General features: G+C 64.6%; 16 protein-coding genes. 4 read left to right on the forward strand and 12 right to left on the reverse strand.

Annotation, left to right across the window (positions count from 1 at the left end; genetic code table 11):
* Positions 1-47 precede the first annotated feature (47 nt).
* The 6 genes from P6U25_RS19865 to P6U25_RS19890 form a co-directional block, all read right to left on the reverse strand.
* Positions 48-419, reverse strand: a complete 372-nt coding sequence (locus P6U25_RS19865; protein ID WP_407146449.1) for an SUF system Fe-S cluster assembly protein — start codon at positions 417-419, stop codon at positions 48-50.
* Complete coding sequence (locus P6U25_RS19870) at positions 416-1,663, reverse strand: cysteine desulfurase (RefSeq protein ID WP_407146450.1); 1,248 nt, start codon at positions 1,661-1,663, stop codon at positions 416-418. The genes P6U25_RS19865 and P6U25_RS19870 overlap by 4 nt, the downstream gene beginning before the upstream one ends.
* On the reverse strand, positions 1,660-2,982 hold the full coding sequence (sufD, locus tag P6U25_RS19875) for a Fe-S cluster assembly protein SufD (RefSeq protein WP_407146451.1): 1,323 nt from the start codon (positions 2,980-2,982) through the stop codon (positions 1,660-1,662). Before sufD ends, P6U25_RS19870 begins: the two co-directional genes overlap by 4 nt.
* Before the next feature lie 18 nt (positions 2,983-3,000).
* Complete coding sequence (gene sufC, locus P6U25_RS19880; RefSeq protein ID WP_407146452.1) at positions 3,001-3,753, reverse strand: Fe-S cluster assembly ATPase SufC; 753 nt, start codon at positions 3,751-3,753, stop codon at positions 3,001-3,003.
* A 60-nt stretch (positions 3,754-3,813) separates the two neighbouring features.
* The gene (gene sufB / locus P6U25_RS19885; protein WP_407146453.1) at positions 3,814-5,310 is read right to left on the reverse strand and encodes a Fe-S cluster assembly protein SufB; all 1,497 of its coding nucleotides are present in this window, start codon (positions 5,308-5,310) and stop codon (positions 3,814-3,816) included.
* A 114-nt stretch (positions 5,311-5,424) separates the two neighbouring features.
* Positions 5,425-6,564 (reverse strand): cysteine desulfurase family protein, encoded by a 1,140-nt coding sequence (locus P6U25_RS19890; RefSeq protein WP_407146454.1) that lies wholly within the window; start codon positions 6,562-6,564, stop codon positions 5,425-5,427.
* A 335-nt stretch (positions 6,565-6,899) separates the two neighbouring features.
* Between P6U25_RS19890 and P6U25_RS19895 the strand changes: the two genes are divergently transcribed.
* Entirely contained in the window at positions 6,900-7,547 is a 648-nt protein-coding gene (locus tag P6U25_RS19895; RefSeq protein WP_280971788.1) for an alpha/beta hydrolase, read from the forward strand.
* 107 nt (positions 7,548-7,654) lie between these two features.
* On the opposite strand, the gene P6U25_RS19900 is transcribed toward P6U25_RS19895, so the two are convergent.
* The 3 genes from P6U25_RS19900 to P6U25_RS19910 form a co-directional block, all read right to left on the reverse strand.
* Positions 7,655-7,984 carry a DMT family transporter gene (locus P6U25_RS19900; protein WP_407146455.1) on the reverse strand — a complete coding sequence of 110 codons (330 nt, stop codon included), beginning with the start codon at positions 7,982-7,984 and terminating at the stop codon, positions 7,655-7,657.
* A gap of 6 nt (positions 7,985-7,990) precedes the next feature.
* Positions 7,991-8,668 (reverse strand): glutathione S-transferase family protein, encoded by a 678-nt coding sequence (locus tag P6U25_RS19905; protein WP_407146456.1) that lies wholly within the window; start codon positions 8,666-8,668, stop codon positions 7,991-7,993.
* An 85-nt stretch (positions 8,669-8,753) separates the two neighbouring features.
* Complete coding sequence (locus P6U25_RS19910; RefSeq protein ID WP_407146457.1) at positions 8,754-9,857, reverse strand: anhydro-N-acetylmuramic acid kinase; 1,104 nt, start codon at positions 9,855-9,857, stop codon at positions 8,754-8,756.
* A 149-nt stretch (positions 9,858-10,006) separates the two neighbouring features.
* Here P6U25_RS19910 and tyrS point away from each other — a divergent pair, with 149 nt between their 5' ends.
* From tyrS to P6U25_RS19925, 3 genes are all read left to right on the forward strand, one after another.
* Entirely contained in the window at positions 10,007-11,260 is a 1,254-nt protein-coding gene (gene tyrS, locus P6U25_RS19915) for a tyrosine--tRNA ligase (RefSeq protein WP_407146458.1), read from the forward strand.
* A 56-nt stretch (positions 11,261-11,316) separates the two neighbouring features.
* On the forward strand, positions 11,317-12,564 hold the full coding sequence (locus P6U25_RS19920; RefSeq protein WP_407146459.1) for an MFS transporter: 1,248 nt from the start codon (positions 11,317-11,319) through the stop codon (positions 12,562-12,564).
* 146 nt (positions 12,565-12,710) lie between these two features.
* Positions 12,711-14,087, forward strand: a complete 1,377-nt coding sequence (locus tag P6U25_RS19925; RefSeq protein WP_407146460.1) for an MFS transporter — start codon at positions 12,711-12,713, stop codon at positions 14,085-14,087.
* Here the strand turns inward: P6U25_RS19925 and P6U25_RS19930 are convergent.
* The 3 genes from P6U25_RS19930 to P6U25_RS19940 are packed head-to-tail and all read right to left on the reverse strand — an operon-like array spanning position 14,084 to position 18,442.
* The gene (locus tag P6U25_RS19930) at positions 14,084-14,512 is read right to left on the reverse strand and encodes a class I SAM-dependent methyltransferase (protein ID WP_407146461.1); all 429 of its coding nucleotides are present in this window, start codon (positions 14,510-14,512) and stop codon (positions 14,084-14,086) included. The genes P6U25_RS19925 and P6U25_RS19930 overlap by 4 nt on opposite strands.
* Positions 14,488-14,694, reverse strand: a complete 207-nt coding sequence (locus P6U25_RS19935) for a hypothetical protein (protein WP_407146462.1) — start codon at positions 14,692-14,694, stop codon at positions 14,488-14,490. Before P6U25_RS19935 ends, P6U25_RS19930 begins: the two co-directional genes overlap by 25 nt.
* Positions 14,695-14,746: 52 nt before the next feature.
* A complete protein-coding gene (locus P6U25_RS19940) occupies positions 14,747-18,442 on the reverse strand; it encodes a hypothetical protein (RefSeq protein WP_407146463.1) in 3,696 nt (1,231 codons plus the stop codon).
* Between the last annotated feature and the right edge of the window lie 203 nt (positions 18,443-18,645).

Raw genomic sequence — 18,645 nt, forward strand, 5'->3', positions numbered from 1 at the left:
AGCGGCAAATCAATTGCGGGTCTCTTGAGCAGTGAGTTCGATTCGCATCACCACATATTGAGGACGAGACGCGCCTCGTCCGACATCCGATCCGGCGTCCAGGCTGGATCCCACACCAGATTGACGTTGACGACACCGACGCCGGGGACGCTCGCCACTGCGTTCTCCACCATCGTCGGCAGTTCGCCAGCGGCCGGGCAATTCGGCGTGGTCAGGGTCATCACGATATCAACCGAGCGGTCGTCCTTGAGATCGACCTTGTAGATCAGACCGAGCTCGTAGATGTCGGCCGGGATCTCCGGATCGAACACCGTCTTCAAGGCGGCGACGATTTCGCCGCTCAGGCGCTCGGTCTCCTCGGCCGGCAGCGCCGAGCTGGTTTCCATGACGGCGGTCTTGACTTCGGCTGTATCGGTCATGCGAACAATTCCCGCGCCTTGATCAGCGCTTGCGCCAGATGGTCGACTTCTTCACGCGTATTATACATCCCGAACGACGCACGGCAGGTGGCCGTGACGTTGAACCGCTCTAAAAGCGGCATCACGCAATGCGTGCCGGCGCGTACGGCAATGCCTTGCCGGTCGATCACGGTTGCGACGTCGTGGGGGTGCGCCCCTTTCATCTCGAACGAGATCACCGGACCCTTGTTGCGGGCGGTGCCGATCAGGCGCAGCGAGTTGATCTCGCGCAGGCGTTCCTGCGCGTAGGTGAGCAACGCATGTTCATGCGCGGCGATGCGCTCCTTGCCGATCGAATTGACGTAGTCGATCGCGGCACCCAGCCCGATCGCCTCGACGATCGGCGGCGTTCCGGCTTCGAACTTGTGCGGCGGATCACCATAGGTGACCCAGTCTTTGGCGACTTCGCGGATCATCTCACCGCCGCCGTTGAACGGCCGCATCGCCACCAGACGCTCGTGCTTGCCGTAGAGCGCGCCGATCCCGGTCGGCCCGTACACCTTGTGGCCGGTGAACGCATAGAAATCGCAATCGAGGTCCTGGACGTCGATCGGCAGATGCACCGCGCCCTGCGCGCCGTCGACCAGCACCGGGATGCCGCGGGCGTGCGCCAGCCGGATCACCTCCTTGACCGGAACCAACGTGCCGAGCGCATTCGACATCTGGGTGATCGCGACGATCTTGGTGCGCGGGGTCAGGAGCTTCTCGAACTCCTCGATCAGGAAGTTGCCCTCGTCGTCGACCGGCGCCCACTTGATCACCGCGCCCTGCCGCTCCCTGAGGAAGTGCCACGGCACGATGTTGGAGTGGTGCTCCATGATCGAGAGGACGATTTCGTCGCCCTCCTTGATGTTCGCCCCACCCCAGGATGACGCCACGAGATTGATCGCCTCGGTGACGTTGCGGGTGAAGACGATCTCTTCGTTGCGGCCGGCATTGATGAACTTCGCCACCTTGCCGCGGGCGCCCTCATAGGCTTCCGTCGCGGCATTGGCGAGGTAGTGCAGGCCGCGATGCACGTTGGCGTATTCGCTCTTGTAGGCTTCCGTCATGCGTTCGAGCACCGCATTCGGCTTCTGCGCCGAGGCGGCGTTGTCGAGATAGACCAGCGGCTTGCCGTAGACCTGCATCGCCAGCGCCGGAAAGTCCTGCCGCACGCGGGCGACGTCGTAAGCGCCGTTGAGAACCGCCGGATGCTGCGTCATGCCCTCGCCTCCAGCCAACGCCGCGCGGTCGCGATCGCGACCTCGCGCAAGGCGTCGCTTGCAATCGACTCGATCGCCTCGCCGACGAAGGCCTGGATCAGAAGCGCCTGCGCCTCCTTCTCCGGCAGGCCGCGGGCGCGCATGTAAAACAACAGGCTCTCGTCGAGCGCGCCGGTGGTCGCGCCGTGGCCGCAGGTGACGTCGTCGGCGAAGATCTCGAGCTCCGGCTTATTGTCGGCCTCTGCCTCGTCGGAGAGCAGCAGCGCGCGGGTCATCATCTTGGCGTCGGTCTTCTGCGCGTCCGGACGGACGACGATGCGCCCCTGGAACACCGAATGCGCGCGGCCGTCGACAACAGCGCGGAAGACCTCGCGGCTCGCGCAGTTCGGCACCGCGTGATCCATGAACAGCGTGGTGTCGGCGTGCTGCGTGCCCTTGATCAGGTTGACGCCGTTGGTCTCGACCCTCGAGCCCTCGCCAGCGAACGCAACCGTGAGCTGGTAGCGGCTGACATGGGCGCCGGAGGCCATGCCAAACGTGTTGAAATGCGCATGCGCGCCGAGGGACACGGTCGCCGAGGAGATGTTGAACGCGTCGGCCGCGTCTTCGACGAGGCGGACGTGATCGAGCCGGGTGTTGTCGCCGATCGCAACCACCAGCGCGTCGTAGGCCTGGTAGGCCTTGACGCCCTCGGCAGCGAGATAGCTCTCCACCAGCGTCGCGCTGACATCGCGCCCGAGCCGGAGCAGCGACCGCGTGAACATCGCGGCCGGCGTCGCGGCGGACGCCACGTGCACGATCTGCAGCGGCTGCGACAGCGCCGTGCCGTCGGCGATGTCGATGACGACGCCGTCGGTCGCCATCGCGCCGTTCAGCGCGATCATGGGATTGGAAATGTCCGAGGCGAAGGCCTGCGCCGAGAACGCCCCGTCGCCGGCGTCGAGCACCTCGCGCAGCGGACGGATGCGGAGCCCCTTCTCGAGATGGCCCAGATCGGACAGATCAGGCACAAACGCACCATCGACCAGCACGAGACGGCGCACGCCATCGATCGCCCGCGACTTCGCAGTTACGCCGGCACGATCGACCGCGGTGTCATCAGGCGCCGCCGCGAGCGGCAGCACCTCGCGCATCAGCGCGCGCAGATCGGTGTATTTCCAGTCCTCGATCCGCCGGTGCGGCAGGCCCAGGCGCTCATAGGCTTCGAACGCCTGGCGCCGCTGATCAGCGATCTTGCCCTTGCCCGGCAGACGGTCGCGCACGGCGGCGAAAGCATCGCCCAGCGCGCGCCCGGTCTCGGTCTTTGCAACAACGTTCATCTCAAAACCTGTACCCTATCAGGCAGCGTCCTCGAATTGCGCGTAGCCGGACTCCTCCAGCTCCAGCGCCAGCTCCTTGCCGCCGCTCTTCACGACCCGGCCCTTCGACATCACGTGCACGTGGTCCGGCACGATGTAGTTGAGCAGCCGCTGGTAGTGGGTGATGACGACCATTGCGCGCTCCGGCGAACGCAGCGCGTTGACGCCGTCGGCCGCGATCCGCAGCGCGTCGATGTCGAGGCCGGAATCCATTTCGTCGAGGATGCAGACGGCCGGTTCGAACAGCGCCATCTGCAGAATCTCGTTGCGCTTCTTCTCACCGCCGGAGAAGCCGACATTGACGCCGCGCTTGAGCATGTCCTGCGGAACGTTCAAGGATTTGGCGACCTCGCGGACCTTCTTCAGGAAGGCCGGCGACGAGATCTCCTCCTCGCCGCGCGCCTTGCGCTGCGCGTTCAGCGCGGCATGCAGGAAATTCCAGGTGGTGACGCCGGGAATCTCGACCGGATACTGGAACGCCAGGAACACACCCTTCGCGGCGCGCTCATCCGGCTCCATTTCCAAAAGGTCCTCGCCCCGGAACAGGATTTGTCCGTCGGTGACCTCGTAACCCGGCTTGCCCGCGATGACGTGGCTGAGCGTCGACTTGCCGGAGCCGTTCGGCCCCATGATCGCGTGCACCTCGCCCGGGTTCACCGTGAGCGACAGCCCGTGGAGGATTTCACGCTCCTCGACACGGACCTTCAGATCTTTCACTTCGAGCAATGACATCACTTTTTTCCTGAGCATCATCCGCAAGGCGCGTCATGCGCGACCGAGGGCGGGATGGAATTAGCCAACCGAACCTTCAAGGCTGATCGAGATCAGCTTCTGCGCTTCCACCGCGAACTCCATCGGCAGTTGCTGCAGCACGTCCTTCACGAAGCCGTTGACGACGAGGCCGATGGCTTCTTCCTGCGAGAGTCCGCGCTGGATGCAGTAGAACAGCACGTCCTCGGAGATCTTCGAGGTGGTCGCCTCGTGCTCGAAGGTCGCAGAGGAGTTCTTGGCCTCGACATAGGGCACGGTATGCGCGCCGCACTTGTCGCCGATCAAAAGCGAGTCGCAGGCGGTGTAGTTGCGCGCGCCGGTGGCCTTGCGATGGGCGCTGACCAGGCCGCGATAGGTGTTCTGCGATTTACCGGCCGCGATGCCCTTGGAGATGATCCGGCTCGAGGTGTTCTTGCCGAGATGGATCATCTTCGTGCCGGAGTCGACCTGCTGGAAGCCGTTCGAGATCGCGATCGAGTAGAACTCGCCGCTCGAATTGTCGCCGCGCAGGATGCAGCTCGGATATTTCCAGGTGATCGCCGATCCAGTCTCGACCTGGGTCCAGGAGATCTTCGAATGCTTGCCGCGGCAGTCGCCACGCTTGGTGACGAAATTGTAGATGCCGCCCTTGCCTTCCGAATTGCCCGGGTACCAGTTCTGCACCGTCGAATACTTGATCTCGGCGTCATCGAGCGCGACGAGCTCGACGACGGCAGCATGCAACTGGTTCTCATCGCGCTGCGGCGCGGTGCAGCCTTCGAGATAGGAGACGTAGGAGCCCTTGTCGGCGATGATCAGCGTACGCTCGAACTGGCCGGTGTTGCGCTCGTTGATGCGGAAATAGGTCGACAGCTCCATCGGGCAGCGCACGCCCGGCGGCACGTAGACGAACGAGCCGTCGGAGAACACCGCCGAGTTCAGCGTCGCGAAGAAGTTGTCGGAGGTCGGCACCACGCTGCCGAGATATTTCTGCACCAGCTCCGGGTGCTCGCGGATGGCCTCCGAGATCGGCATGAAGATCACGCCGGCCTTCTTCAGCTCGGCCTTGAACGTGGTGGCGACAGAAACCGAATCGAACACGGCATCGACCGCGATCTTGCGGCTGGCCGACGGCTCGCCGCCGGGCGCAGGCTCGACGCCTTCCAGAATCGCGACCTCACGAAGCGGGATGCCGAGCTTCTCGTAGGTCTTAAGGATTTCGGGATCGATCTCGTCGATCGAGGACAGCGCCTTCTTCGGCTTCGGCGCCGCGTAATAGTAGATGTCCTGATAGTCGATCTTCGGATAGTCGACGCGCGCCCAGGTCGGCTCGGTCATGGTCAGCCAACGGCGAAACGCCTCCAGGCGCCATTCCAGCATCCAGGCCGGTTCGTCCTTCTTCGCGGAGATAAATCGGACGGTGTCTTCCGACAGCCCCTTGGGGGCCTTGTCGGACTCGATCAGCGTCTCAAACCCATATCGATACTGATCGACGTCGATGCGCCGGACGCGCTCGACCGTCTCTTGTACAGCAGGCATTTAATCCTCCGCTCGCGGTTTCAAGGACCGCGGTGGATCTCAGTTCCGAAAGTCTCTTACGATGCTTTGAAGACGAAATCACCTGCTTAGAACTGTTCAAGCTGTGTTTCGTCGCTAGCCCTTAACTAAGGTATCGGCGAGCTTTCGCCAAGCCTTGAGCGCCAAATCCACGTCTGTCTCATTGGTAGACCAGCCAAGACTGAACCGCACCGCTCCCTGAGCAAGCCCTTGGCGGTATCCCATTGCCGCCAAGACGTGTGACGGCTGGACCTTGCCTGACGAGCACGCGGAACCCGAGGAGACCGCCACGCCTGAGAGATCGAATGCGATCACGGCTGTCTCGGCCTTCAGCCCCGGTGCCGTGAAAAGAACGGTATTTGGCAACCGCTTTGCTTCCTCCGAAAAAATCACGAGGCCCGGCGTTTGCCGCAGCCCGTGTTCCAGGTGATCGCGCAACCCTCGCACCCGCGCGGCGTCGGTCTCCAGCGCCGCCATTGCCGTCTTGACCGCGGCACCGAACCCGGAAATGCCCGCGACGTTCTCCGTCCCGGCCCGGCGTCCCAGCTCCTGGCCTCCGCCGCGGAGCCATGCCTCAAGGCCCTCGACGCCCTCGGCAAGCACCAAGGCACCGACGCCCTTTGGTCCGCCGATCTTGTGTGCCGACAGCGTCATGAGATCGGCCTGCGTCGAAGCCAGATCAAACGGAATTTTCGCAAACGCCTGGATCGCGTCGACATGCAGCACACCTCCAGCCGCATGGACGATTTCGGCGACGTCAGCCACCGGCTGAATCGCACCGGTCTCGTTGTTCGCGAGCATCACCGACACCAGTGCGGGCGGTCCGCCGTTCAGCAGCGCACGCAACTCGTCGAGATCGACAACGCCGGAGCGCGTCACGCCGATCGAGCCAATCGCATCTGGTGCGAATCGTCCGCCCGCCAGCACCGACGCGTGCTCGATGGCCGACGTCAGCAGCCGCGTCACCGGCCCGCTCGTCCCGCGCCGCAGCCCGGGCGTTAGCGCCAGCGCGTTGGCTTCCGTTCCGCCTGATGAAAACACGACGTCCTGCGGCCGGCCGCCGACTGCCTTTGCCACGACAGCGCGAGCGTCTTCGATAAGCCGGCGCGCCTTGCGGCCCTCGCTGTGCACCGATGACGGATTGCCGTTCAGCTCCCACGCCGCGGCCATCGCCGCTTTCGCCTCCGGCCGGAGCGGTGTGGTGGCATTCCAGTCGAAATAAACGCGCTCGAACATACGCTTACGATATTACCATCTTCGGCGAACCGCCCGTTTCATTGGAGTCGCCTGGCTACTGTCGTCGTCTTATCGCAGGTAGGGACGACAGCGTCCCATGCAATCGTCACCCCAGTGCGTAGGGCCGGCTTCGGGGTGCTCAAGATGCTTGCTTTTTGCCCTACGCCTCATGCTAGAAGCGGGCCTCAAAAGTTAACCGAGCGCCGTCCGCCGCGCCAATGTCAGCGACGCCGATCACCCTTCGATGAGCTGCTTTGTCCGGCAGAAGCCGATGAAGGCAGCCCATATTCGGTTGATGCGCACGGATCAATCGAGGGATCAAGCAAGAGATCACGATGCCTGAAGTCATTTTCACCGGCCCTGCTGGCCGCCTCGAAGGCCGCTACCATCCGGCCAAGCAGAAGAACGCGCCGATTGCGATGATCCTGCATCCGCATCCGCAGTTCCACGGCACGATGAATCACCAGATCGTCTACCAGTGCTACTACGCCTTCGCGCATCGCGGCTTCTCGGTGCTGCGCTTCAACTTCCGCGGCGTCGGCCGCAGCCAGGGCTCATTCGATCACGGCACCGGCGAACTGTCCGATGCTGCGAGCGCGCTCGATTGGGCGCAGGCGATCAATCCGGAAGCGCGCGCCTGCTGGGTGGCCGGGTTCTCGTTCGGCGCCTGGATCGGCATGCAGCTCCTGATGCGGCGCCCGGAGGTCGAGGGCTTCATCTCGATCGCGCCGCCGGCCAATCTCTATGACTTCTCGTTCCTCGCGCCCTGCCCGTCGTCGGGCCTGATCGTGCACGGCGACAAGGATGCCGTGGTGCCCGCCAAGGACGTCAACACGCTGGTCGAGAAGCTGAAGACGCAAAAGGGCATCGTGATCGATCAGCAGATCATCCCCGGCGCCAATCACTTCTTCGACGGCAAGCTCGAGCCGCTGATGGAGACGGTGACCGGCTATCTCGACATGCGTCTCGCCAACGTGCGCTGATGCCGTAAACCTCGTAGCCCGGATGCAGCGAAAGCGAAATCCGGGTCCGCTGCCGCGGATGCAAGTCCCCGGATTACGCTGCGCTGCATCCGGGCTCCGCATCCCGCTTATTCAGCCGCAAGCTTCAGCGCAGCGATGCCGGCCAGCACCAGCGCGATTCCTGTGATCTTCATCGGGTTCAACGCCTCACCGAACAGCAGCACGCCCATGGTCAGCGTGCCGACCGCGCCGATGCCGGTCCACACCGTGTAGGCGATGCCGACCCCGAGCACCTGTAGCGCGCGCCCGAGCAGGAATACGAACGCCGCGAGCAGCAGCAGCGAGACCAGGCTCCAGCCGAGCCGCGTATAGCCCTCGGCATATTTCATCGAGATCGCCCAGCCGACATCGAGCAGCCCTGCCGTGACAAGCGCGATCCACGCGAGCGACTGCGACATGGCGTGTTATGCGGCGAGCTTCAGCATGTGCGCGTCGTAGCGCGCCAGGAACGCGCGCAGCAGGTCCGGATAGTCCGGCGAAACGGCGCTGCGCACGCTCGGCCGCTGCGCCAGCGCCGCGCGCCACGTCCGCACTTTCGGCGTCTCGGCGAAGACAGCGAGATCGGTCAATTGGTCGAACACGTCGAAATAGCGGAAGATCGGCGCGAACACTGCATCCACCAGGCTGAAGCTTTGCTCTGCGAAGAACGGGCCCGCACCAAGGGCCGCTTCGACGCGGGCGAATTTCGCGGCCACCGCTTGCCGCTTGCTGTCGAACGTCGCCGCATCGGTGGTGGTCTCGAGGCCCCAGAGGTCGCCCAGGATCGCCGAGCCGAATTCCATCCAGGCGCGATGCTCGGCGCGAAGAAGCGGATCCTGCGGATGCAGCCTGGCGTCAGCTTGCGTCTCCTCGATGTATTCGCAGATCACGTTGCTCTCGAACAGCGCGACCTCCTTGCCGTCATCGCCGGTGACGACCAGCACCGGCACCTTGCCGAGCGGCGATATCTTCAAGAACCAATCGGGCTTATGCGCGAGATCGATGTCGATCCGCTCGAACGGCGCCCCCTTCTCGGCAAGCGCGATCACCGCGCGTTGCACATAGGGGCAGAGCTTGTGGCTGATCAGTTTCAGGGCGGCCATGGGCGAAACCTCGCGTTTTAATGCAGTTGCATCAACTTACATGCAACTGCATTAAATCGTCAAGATGGATGCACCTGCATCCAAATCACGGCCGGGCGATGATGCCCCCCGTCATCGGGATCGGCACGCCGGTGGTGGCGGGATAGCTGAGCGGCAGACCTTTCAGGCCGCGGGCGGCGAGGAAGCCGAAGGCCTGCGCCTCGATCGCGTCGGATGCCCAGCCGACCGCCTGGGCGGCCTCCACCGTCGCCGGCGCCAGCCGCTCGCGCAGCATCCGCAGCATTGTGAGGTTGGAGGCACCGCCGCCGGCGACGATCCAGCTCTTCGGCGGCTTGGGCAGCAGCGGCACGATGCGGGCGATGGCGGCCGCAGTGAAGGCGGTCAGTGTCGCGGCGCCGTCGGCAGGCGCCATGGCGCCGAGCTTGAGTTGGGCGAAGTCGTTGCGGTCGAGCGATTTCGGCGGCGGAGCTGAGAAGAACGACAGCTTCAGCGCCTGGGCGATCCACGCCTCATCCGGCCGACCCTGCGCGGCCAGCCGGCCTTCAGTATCGAACGGTTGATGCATCTCGCGATACATGAAGTCGTCGAGCAGCGCGTTGCCCGGCCCGGTATCGCAGGCGATCAACGTATCCGAGCCGTCGATGTAGGTGATGTTCGACACGCCGCCGATATTCACCACCACAATCGGTCCTTCGCGGTTCAGCGATTGCGCCAGCGCGCGGTGATAGACCGGCACGAACGGCGCGCCCTGCCCGCCGGCCTCGACGTCGGCAGCACGGAAATCGTGCATCACCGGAATGTGGATCGCCTTGGCGAGCGCGGCGGCGTCGCCGATTTGCACCGTCAGCTTGCGGTCGGGGCGGTGCAGTACGGTCTGCCCGTGGAACCCGACGATATCGATGTCCTGGCAGGAGATCCGGTGCTGCGTAGAGAAGGACGCGACCGCCTCGGCATGAGCGACGGTGACGGCTTGTTCTGCCTGCCGCAGCACGCCCGGCCGGGCATCGCGCTGCGGCAGATGAACGGCTTCCGTCAGCGCCTGCCGGAGCAGGCTGCGCTCGCCGTCCGTGTAGGGCCGGTAGCCGGAAGGCCCAAAGGCCTTGATCTGGCGGCCGTCGGTCTCGATCAACGCCACATCAACGCCGTCGAGCGAGGTACCGCTCATCAGACCGAGTGCCGTCAGCATCATCTTGGTCGCGCCCTAGCCGGAACCCCGGCTTGTCTCAAACAAGTACATCCTATAATGCCACAGCGCATCCGCCTGCGGCAGCTTGAGCACCAAGGTTCCGCAAATTGATGCAAAAACCGTAAAACTCGAATGCTCTGAGTCGCCGACAAATGACTGCATTTAAATCGGATTTCCTGAATACTTTACAGGAACGCGGCTTCGTCCACCAATGCTCCGATTTCGAGGGCCTGGACGCGCTCGCCGCGAAGGGCCAGGCGACCGCCTATGTCGGCTATGACTGCACCGCGCCGTCGCTGCACATCGGCAACTTCCTCACCATGATGATGCTGTACTGGCTGCAGCAGAGCGGCAACAAGCCGATCACCCTGATGGGCGGCGGCACCACCATGGTCGGCGACCCCTCCGGCAAGGACGAGACGCGCGCGATGCGGACCATCGCGGAGATCGAGGCCAACAAGGCGTCGATCCGCGGCGTGTTCGCCAAGGTGCTGCGCTATGGCGACGGCCCGTCGGACGCGATCATGCTCGACAACGCCGAGTGGCTGACCAAGCTGAACTGGATCGAGATGCTGCGCGACATCGGCCGCCACTTCTCGGTCAACCGCATGTTGACCATGGATTCGGTGCGGCTCCGGCTCGAGCGCGAGCAGGAGATGAGCTTCATCGAGTTCAACTACATGGTCTGCCAGGCCTACGACTTCGTCGAGCTGTCGCGCCGTGTCGGCTGCCGGCTGCAGATGGGCGGCTCCGACCAATGGGGCAACATCGTCAACGGTGTCGATCTCGGCCGCCGCATGGGCACGCCGCAGTTGTTCGCGCTGACCACGCCGCTGCTCACCACCGCTTCCGGCGACAAGATGGGCAAGACGGCGAAGGGCGCGGTGTGGCTGAACGCCGACCAATTCTCGCCTTACGACTTCTGGCAATACTGGCGCAACGTCGAGGACGCTGACGTCATCAAGTTCCTCAAGCTGTTCACGATCCTGCCGATGAGCGAGATCAGCAAGCTTGCGGCGCTCGGCGGCAGCGAGATCAACGAGGCCAAGAAGGTGCTGGCGACCGAAGCCACCGCCCTGCTCCACGGCCGCGACGCGGCGAACGAGGCCGCCGAGACAGCGCGGCGCACCTTCGAGGAAGGCGCGCTCGCCGAGACGCTGCCGACGGTAGAAATTCCGCAGAGCGAATTTGCTGATGGGCTCGGCGTTCTCACCGCCTTCGTGAAGGCCGAACTCGTCGGGTCGAACGGCGAGGCACGGCGCCAGATCAAGGGCGGCGGGCTGCGCGTCAACGATGTTGCCGTCACCGACGAGAAGATGCTCCTGACGAATGGCAACCTCACGCCGGAGGGCGTCGTCAAGCTCTCGCTCGGCAAGAAACGGCACGTCCTGCTCAAGCCTGCATAGGCGCATTCGCATTTGTCGGTTGTAGGGAGCACAGAAAGCGCGCTCCCTGCTTTCCGATGGACCAGACCACGAACCCGAACGACGCGGTTGCAGCGCCGCTGAATCAGTCACGCGTCGCGTTGAACGTGCTGGCGCTCTGCTTCGTGCTGTCGGTGCTGGGACGCGGCCTCAGCGACAGCTTCACCGTGTTCCTGAAGCCGATCTCGGAAAGTTTCGGCTGGGATCGCGCGCAAGTCGTCTCGGTGTATTCGCTGACCTGGCTCGCCAGCGGTCTGACCGCGCCGCTGGTCGGACGCCTGTTCGATCGCTCGGGTCCCCGCGTGGTCTATTCGCTCGGGATGTTGCTACTGGGATGCGCATTCCTCGTTGCCGCGCATGCGCAGGCCCTCTGGCAATTCCGGCTCAGCGTCGGTCTCTGCGTCGGCTTCGGCACCGCGCTGATCGGCAACGTCTCGAACTCGATCCTGCTCGGCCGCTGGTTCGGGCCACGGCTTCCGACCGCGATGGCCGTGATGTATTCGGCGACCGGCGCCGGCCTGCTGGTGCTGCTCCCGCTCTCGCAGGTCCTGATCGACCGGATCGGCTGGCGCAACGCCTATGACGTGTTCGGCATAACAGCGCTTTGTTTGCTCGTTCCGCTGTTGCTACTGCCGTGGCGACGGCTCGCACTTGGCTCGCCCCATGTCGTCAGAAAGGCCCATGCAGATCTGGTCGACGAAGGCTGGACGCTGCTCAGCGCGATGCGCCATCACGCCTTCTGGGCTTTGTTCTCCACCTTCTTCTTCACCGCGGTCGCGATGTACGCGCTCACCGCGCAGATCGTCGCCTACCTTATCGACGTCGGCTTCCCGCCGCTGCAGGCGGCGACCGCCTGGGGCTTTTCCGGCGTCGCGCTGTTCGTCGGCATGCTCGGCGTCTCCACGCTCGACGGCATCATCGGCCGCCGGCCGTCGGTGCTGTTCAGCTACGGCGTCTCGATCGTCGGCATCATCCTGCTCTGGCTGTTGCAGTGGTATCCGAACTACTGGCTGCTGACAGGCTTCGTGATCTGCTTCGGCAGCATGATCGGATCGCGCGGCCCCCTGATCACCGCGACCGCGCTAAAAATCTTCCGTGGCGAGCGCGTCGGCACGATCTACGGCACGATCATGATCGGTAGCGGCCTCGGCTCGGGGCTCGGCTCATGGAGCGGCGGCCTGATCCATGACTGGACCCACAGCTACAATCCGCTCATCGTGTTCGCGCTCGTCAACGTGGTGCTGGGCTTGATTCCGTTCCTGGTGGTACCGGCGCTGCGGCGGTGAGTTCGGCCAGCCCTCCCAATCCGCATATGGTGCTGCTGCAGGGATCGCTGACCTGCTGACACCATGCTGTCAGCAGCCCCCGTCTATGAAGGCGCCACGCGACCTCTCGACCGGACCCGCTGCGAATTCGACGACGAAGGGGCAATATGCGCAGTCGTAGCTTCGAAGCCAGGCAGGAGCAATCGCTCCTTATCACCTTCGCGCTTGGCCTCTCCACGTTCCTGACGCTGTTCGACGTGACGGCGGTTGTTGTCGCTCTTCCCGGAATCGCAGCGGACTTCGGTTTCTCCGTAGCCGACGCAGCCTGGGTCATCGATGCCTACAGCCTCGCCTTCACGGGCGCCCTCGTCGTCTCCGGCGCGCTAGCCGACCGGTTCGGCCGCCGACGCTCGATGCTGGCAGGCAACGCCGTGTTTCTGCTCACCTCGATTGCGTGCGGCATGGCGGCGAACGGCCAATTGCTGCTCGCGGCACGGGCCGCCCAAGGCATCGGCGCTGCGTTTACGGCCACCGGTGCGATCGCGCTGGTTGCCGGCGCGTTCCCCAACCTCGCGCAGCGGGCTCGGGCATTCGGCATCATTGGAATCATATCCGGCGTCGCGATGGCCCTGGGCCCGACCCTTGGCGGCCTGCTCGCCGCGCGGTTCGGCTGGCGCTGGATCTTCTACGCTAACGTCCCGTTCTGCGCGGCGCTGGTGATCTCCGTGCCGCAATTGGTGGCGGAGGTACGCACCACGGACCGCCGTCCTGTCGATTTCCTGGGCGTCGCATTGCTGACGATGTCGCTCGGATTGGTCATCGATGCTCTCCTGCGGCGCGACAGCTCGCCGGCCCTGCGGCTTTCGATCTTTGCGGGCGGCGCGATATTGGCCGCTCTGTTCGGCTTGCAGCAATGGCGCAGTCGACGTCCGGTGTTCGATCCGCGTGTGTTCGCAACGTCGGCAATGATCGCGGTTGGAGCGCTCTTGCTTGCGATCCAGTTCGGATACTGGGCCTTGCTGGTCTATTTGCCGCTATTCCTGAGAGCCGACCTGGCGATGAGCATGGAGACGGCCGGCACTGCGCTGCTTGTGGCAACACTGCCGATGCTTCTGATCCCATTGATGGGTGGCCGCTTCGTGACGTATTGGGGATGGCGGCGCTTCTTCGCCCTCGCGTTCGGCGTCATCGCCGTCGGAGACGGCCTGCTTGTGCTTGCGGCTCTCGGCTCCGACGCCACGATGTGTCTCCTGGCCACTTGCGCCGGGATGCTGACGATCGGCGTCGGTGCTGCGCTCGCGAACCCGCAAATGTCGGGCGTTGTCCTGGCGCTGACGCCTTCGACGCAGGCCGGAATGGCCTCGGCCGTGACGATGATCGTGCGGCAGGCTGGCTTCGCGATCAGCATTGCCGTCGTCGGCGCATCGCTTGGGAGCTCAGATTCGGCAGCTTTTGCAGGACCATTTGCGTTGGCAGCGATGGTCTCCTCATGCGCCGTGATCGTTGCCCTGGTCTTGCTTCCGGCGAAGTTGCCGCTGGACTAGGCGACTGCCCTCGCAAGCCACACAGTACGGCCGCCTCCTGAGGCCCAGTCTTCCACCGCATGGGCGATGACTTCGAAGGCGAATCCGTCAAGCAGCGCGGTGTATTCATCCGCACTCAGGCGGGCGTGGTAGAGCGGATCGCCGCGATACGCTCCGATGCTTTCGCCATGGCTCGGCCCGCTATTGAACATCAGCACCGCCGACGGCGCAGCGTGCCGGGCGAACACATCGAACATCCGCCGCTGGTCATCCGGCGCCAGGTGAAAGAAGCTGTCCCAGGCGAGCAGGCCGTCGAACCGACGCGCCAGTGCCAGCGACCGCATGTCGGCGACCAGGAACTCATGTCCAGGGAGCCGTTGCCGGCACAGGGAAACGAAGGTCGGCGACGAGTCCACGCCCGTCACGTGAAGCCCGCGTTCGGCCATGTATTGAGCAACGGGGACCCCGACCCGCAACCAAGGTCGAGAACCTTGGCCGCGCCTGGCAAGGCCGTGATGAAGCGATCGTGCCACGGCTTGTCGTTCCAGCCGGCCGCGCGCCGACCGGCATCCCAGGCAAGCGCATGCCGCTCGTAATGAGCGATGATCCGGTCGGCCGCTTCACGCATGCTTTGGGTCTCTCGCAAACCCGGGTCACACGATCGGTCGCGAGCCAACGCCCTAGTTGTTCGTCGGCGGCAGATCGTTCGGGTTGTTGTACTGCTTGAACTCGAAAATCTTGCGCGTCAGTCCCGGCGCCAGCGCCGAGATCGGGTTGACGCGGAGGACGGGCTGGCTCGGCGTCCCGACCACCTCGTAGGTGACGCCGATCAGGCCCTCATTGCTGCCGGCGCCGAGGAAGATCCCGAAGAACGGGATCTGGCCGAACATGTTGTTCAGTCCGTACATCGGAATGAAGGTGCCGTTCATCCGCACCTGGTTGCCGATATAGTCGATGCTGCCCTCGATGGTCGCGCCGATGCTCGGTCCCTTGACCACACCGTCGCGGATCGTGAGCATGCCGCTCTGGCGCGTGAACTCGGCGCGCAACGCGGAGAATGCGATGCCGTTCTGCGTGCTGACCGGTCCGCCGGCGACGGCGCGGTCGAGCTGGGCCTCTCCCTTCACGGCGAAGTCGCGGATGTTGAGCAGGCCCTCCCGGGGGCCGGGCTCCGGTGTCGGCGGCTCCATTGCCAGCGTCAACTGTCCGCCGATCACTTTAGAATAGGTGTCGATGAAGCGCAGGAAGGCGCCGGCGTCGCTGGTCTGCAGATAGATCACCTCGCGTCCCTGCTGACGGCCGCGCATATCGACGCTGACGGGCGTGTCGCGCCCGACCTTGCCGCTCAGCGTGAACGCCTTGATGAAGCCGTTACGGCGCGACATCTTGGCATCGACGCTGCGCACCGCCTCGCCGTTGAAGCCGGCGACAGCGCCGAGCTTCACGTCGAAGTCGAAATCGATGTTCTTGGCCTTGCTCCTCCCATCGGACTCGCGGCCCGAAATTGCCGACTTCAGGAAGCCGCGTCCGTCGAAAACGTCGCCGCGCATCGTCACCTTCAACGCGCCGTCGGGCCCGCGATCGGCCCTCAGCGATGTCTTGTCTCCTTCCGACGGCGCGTAGGTCGGGAAGCTCGCGTTCATGAGATCGCCATTCTGGTCGACTTCGAGCGCGCCCTTGATCGAGACGCCGCTGCCCTCGACCACGATATCCTCGAACCGCGTCGACTGCCCTTTCGGCACCACGTTGAAGGTCGCCTTGCCCGCCCTGCCCGATGCCTTGACCCAGCCCGGCAGCACATTGTCGAGCCTTAATTGGGTCAGGTCGGCCTCGACACCCATCTTGGTGCTGTTGTCGCCGCTGCCGATCTTGCCGCTCAGCTTGATCGGGATCGCGCCGGAGACCGCCGCGCCGAAATCCATCCCGAGCCGCGCGCGGCCGGCATCATCCAGCGTCGCCTGCAGCTTGACGTCGGCATCGCCGTCGGCCGGCTTGCGGTAGTCGAGCGATGCGGCCTGCCCGTTGATCTTGACGTCGCCCTTGACCTGAAAGCCGGCGTTGCTGGCAACGATCTTGAGCGCGTTGGCCTCGAGCTTCTGGTTCATCACCAGCTTGTCGACCGCAACGGCGGTGACATCGGCGGTGACGGCATAGGTCGTGTCGGCCTTGGTCAGCTCGCCCTTCACGGGCATGCCGAGGTTGATCGTGGCCGTGACGTTGCCCTTGCTGGCATTGGGATCGATCGGTGGGCCCGAGAGATCGCTGAGCCGGTCGGAGGCGAGGATCTCGGCGGCAGCCGGCACCGGGCAGTCGACCCGGAACTTGACCTTCGACGGCGAGGGCTTCGGCGCCATGTCCGGCACCTCGAAGGTGAAATCCGACAAGGTGATCTTGCGGCCTGCCGGCGTGTCGGCGATGCCCTGGCCGATCCACACCGTCGCGGTGCGCCCGGTCACCTTGGCCCTCAGATCCGCATCGTGCACCGAAGGCATCCCATCGACTGGATGCACGGCGACACCGGAAGCGACAATGTTCACCGAAAGACCGTCATCCGGGATCGGCGGCCCCTTGCGCGACAGATTGTGCACCGGCGAATTGACGCCGACATCGATGCGCTGGAGCGTGCCGCGCTCGATGCGCTCGATCACCCACTGACGCACCTCGGGCACGATGATGGTCGGCCACACCCGCTTCAAGGCGGTCGCCGACATCGGTGTCCCGGCGAAACCGAGCTGCAGCCGCGGCTCACCGGAATAGTCGATGCTGCCGGTACCGGCCACCCCAATCTCGCCGTTGGAAATGTCGGCCTGGGTCAGCAGCACGCGCTTCTTGTCGGTGTCGAACCGGAAGCCGATGTTGATGCGGTTGAAGATCAGCGGCGGCTCGGTCGCGTCGATGCCGGCCAACACGATGGTGCCCCCCGACAGGCCCGCCTGCCAGTCGGTCACGTTGTCGTTCGGCGGTTCCAGGTGACCGAGCAGCGTGATCCGGTTCGCACCCGAGATGATCTTGATCGGCGCCAGCAGCACGCGCCGCCCCGAATCCCATTCGACGCTCATGTCGGCCGAATCGATCGCCATCGGGTAGTCGGGTGTGTCGGTGTCGATGATGTTGCCGGCACCGACGTTGATCTTGCCTCGGAAGTAGGTCGGCAGACCATCGCGGCCGAGCTCGCCCTTCAATTCACCCGATATCGGCAGGTCGGCGCTATAGGTGAGGTCCTTGGTCCGCAGCGCCAGCAGGATATTGGCGGCCGAGACCTTGTCGGCCTTGATATCGACCGAGCGCACACCATCGACCTGCGGCCCGACCACCAAGCGTACCGCCCAGGGTTTCACGCCCTCCTCGCCGAAGCTCAGCGCCACGCCGCCCTCGCTCGGACGGCGCAGGCTCAGGCTGATATTCTCAAAGCTGAACTTGTTGCCGCGTTGCTGGTCGTCGACGACCAGATTGCCGTTCTTCAGCCCGATCTCATTGAGGTTCTGGCCGTCGAGGCCGGTCAGGCTGAGACTGTCCAGCCAATCGAGACCCGCGAGCAGGCCGCTCTGCGCCGATGGCGGCGAATCGGATGTGGCCGTGGCGGCATCGGACGGCGCCGGCGGAGGCGCGGCGGGCACCGGACGCGGGAACGTCGGCGGGATCCCGGCCTCCTTCTTGGACGCGACGCCGGTGGCGAGCGGCTTTGCGGTGTCGCCGGCCGACACCGTCACATAGCCGTCCGGCGTGATGCGTACCGACAGTTCGGCATCGACGAGGTTAAGGCTTTCGGCACGCAATTGCCCGAGCAGCAGCGCGGTTCCCGACAGCCGCACCTCGGCCTTCGGCGCGCTCGCGACGATGGCGTGGTCGCGATCGCGGACGATGATGTCGCGGATGCGCACCGCGATCCTGACCCGACCGGCGCGCTCGATCTGCGTTCCGCCGACCTCGACGGTGTTGCCGTGACCGATGTTCTCCTCGATCGCGGCGGCAAGCCACGGCGTTGCGATATCGAGGTTGATCGGCCCGGCGCCGAGCCGCCACCACAGCGCGCCGAAGCAAGTCGCGAAAATGACTGCGAGCACGCCAAGCACCAGCCCGATGCGGCGCACCCAGCGCTCGCCGTTCAGCCAGCGCTGCAGGCGCGTACAGGAATCGCTGAAGCGATGCAGATTGGTGTTGGAACGCGCCAGCAATTGCCGCGCACGGTGACCCGCCGCCTCATCCTGCTCGTCCCACGCGACCTGATCTTCCCATTGCGAGAACTCAGCCTCGACGCGCGGATTTGGTCCCTGCGGCGACGTATGTCTTGCCATTGCCTCTCGGTGCTGGCGGTGATGTCGATCGCCGACATCGGGGCGCCCGTCGATTCGTATCGAGCCCTCCTGTGCCGGCATCGCTGCCTATCCTCGACTAATCAGGTTGCCCACTGACGGACCTAAGAACCGAAACAAAGCCGATTCGACGAGCGGACGGGTAGTGCGTCGATTTCCTTGTAACCATACTCCGAGGCCATCAAACTTGCCCAGCGACGGCCCGCGAATCCGGTCGCCGCGAATGAGGCCCGCAATACCCCAATGGTTGAACCGCGGAAAGCGAC

Origin of the sequence: Bradyrhizobium sp. ORS 86, assembly GCF_045571475.1 — a bacterium.
Classification (GTDB): Bacteria; Pseudomonadota; Alphaproteobacteria; order Rhizobiales; family Xanthobacteraceae; genus Bradyrhizobium.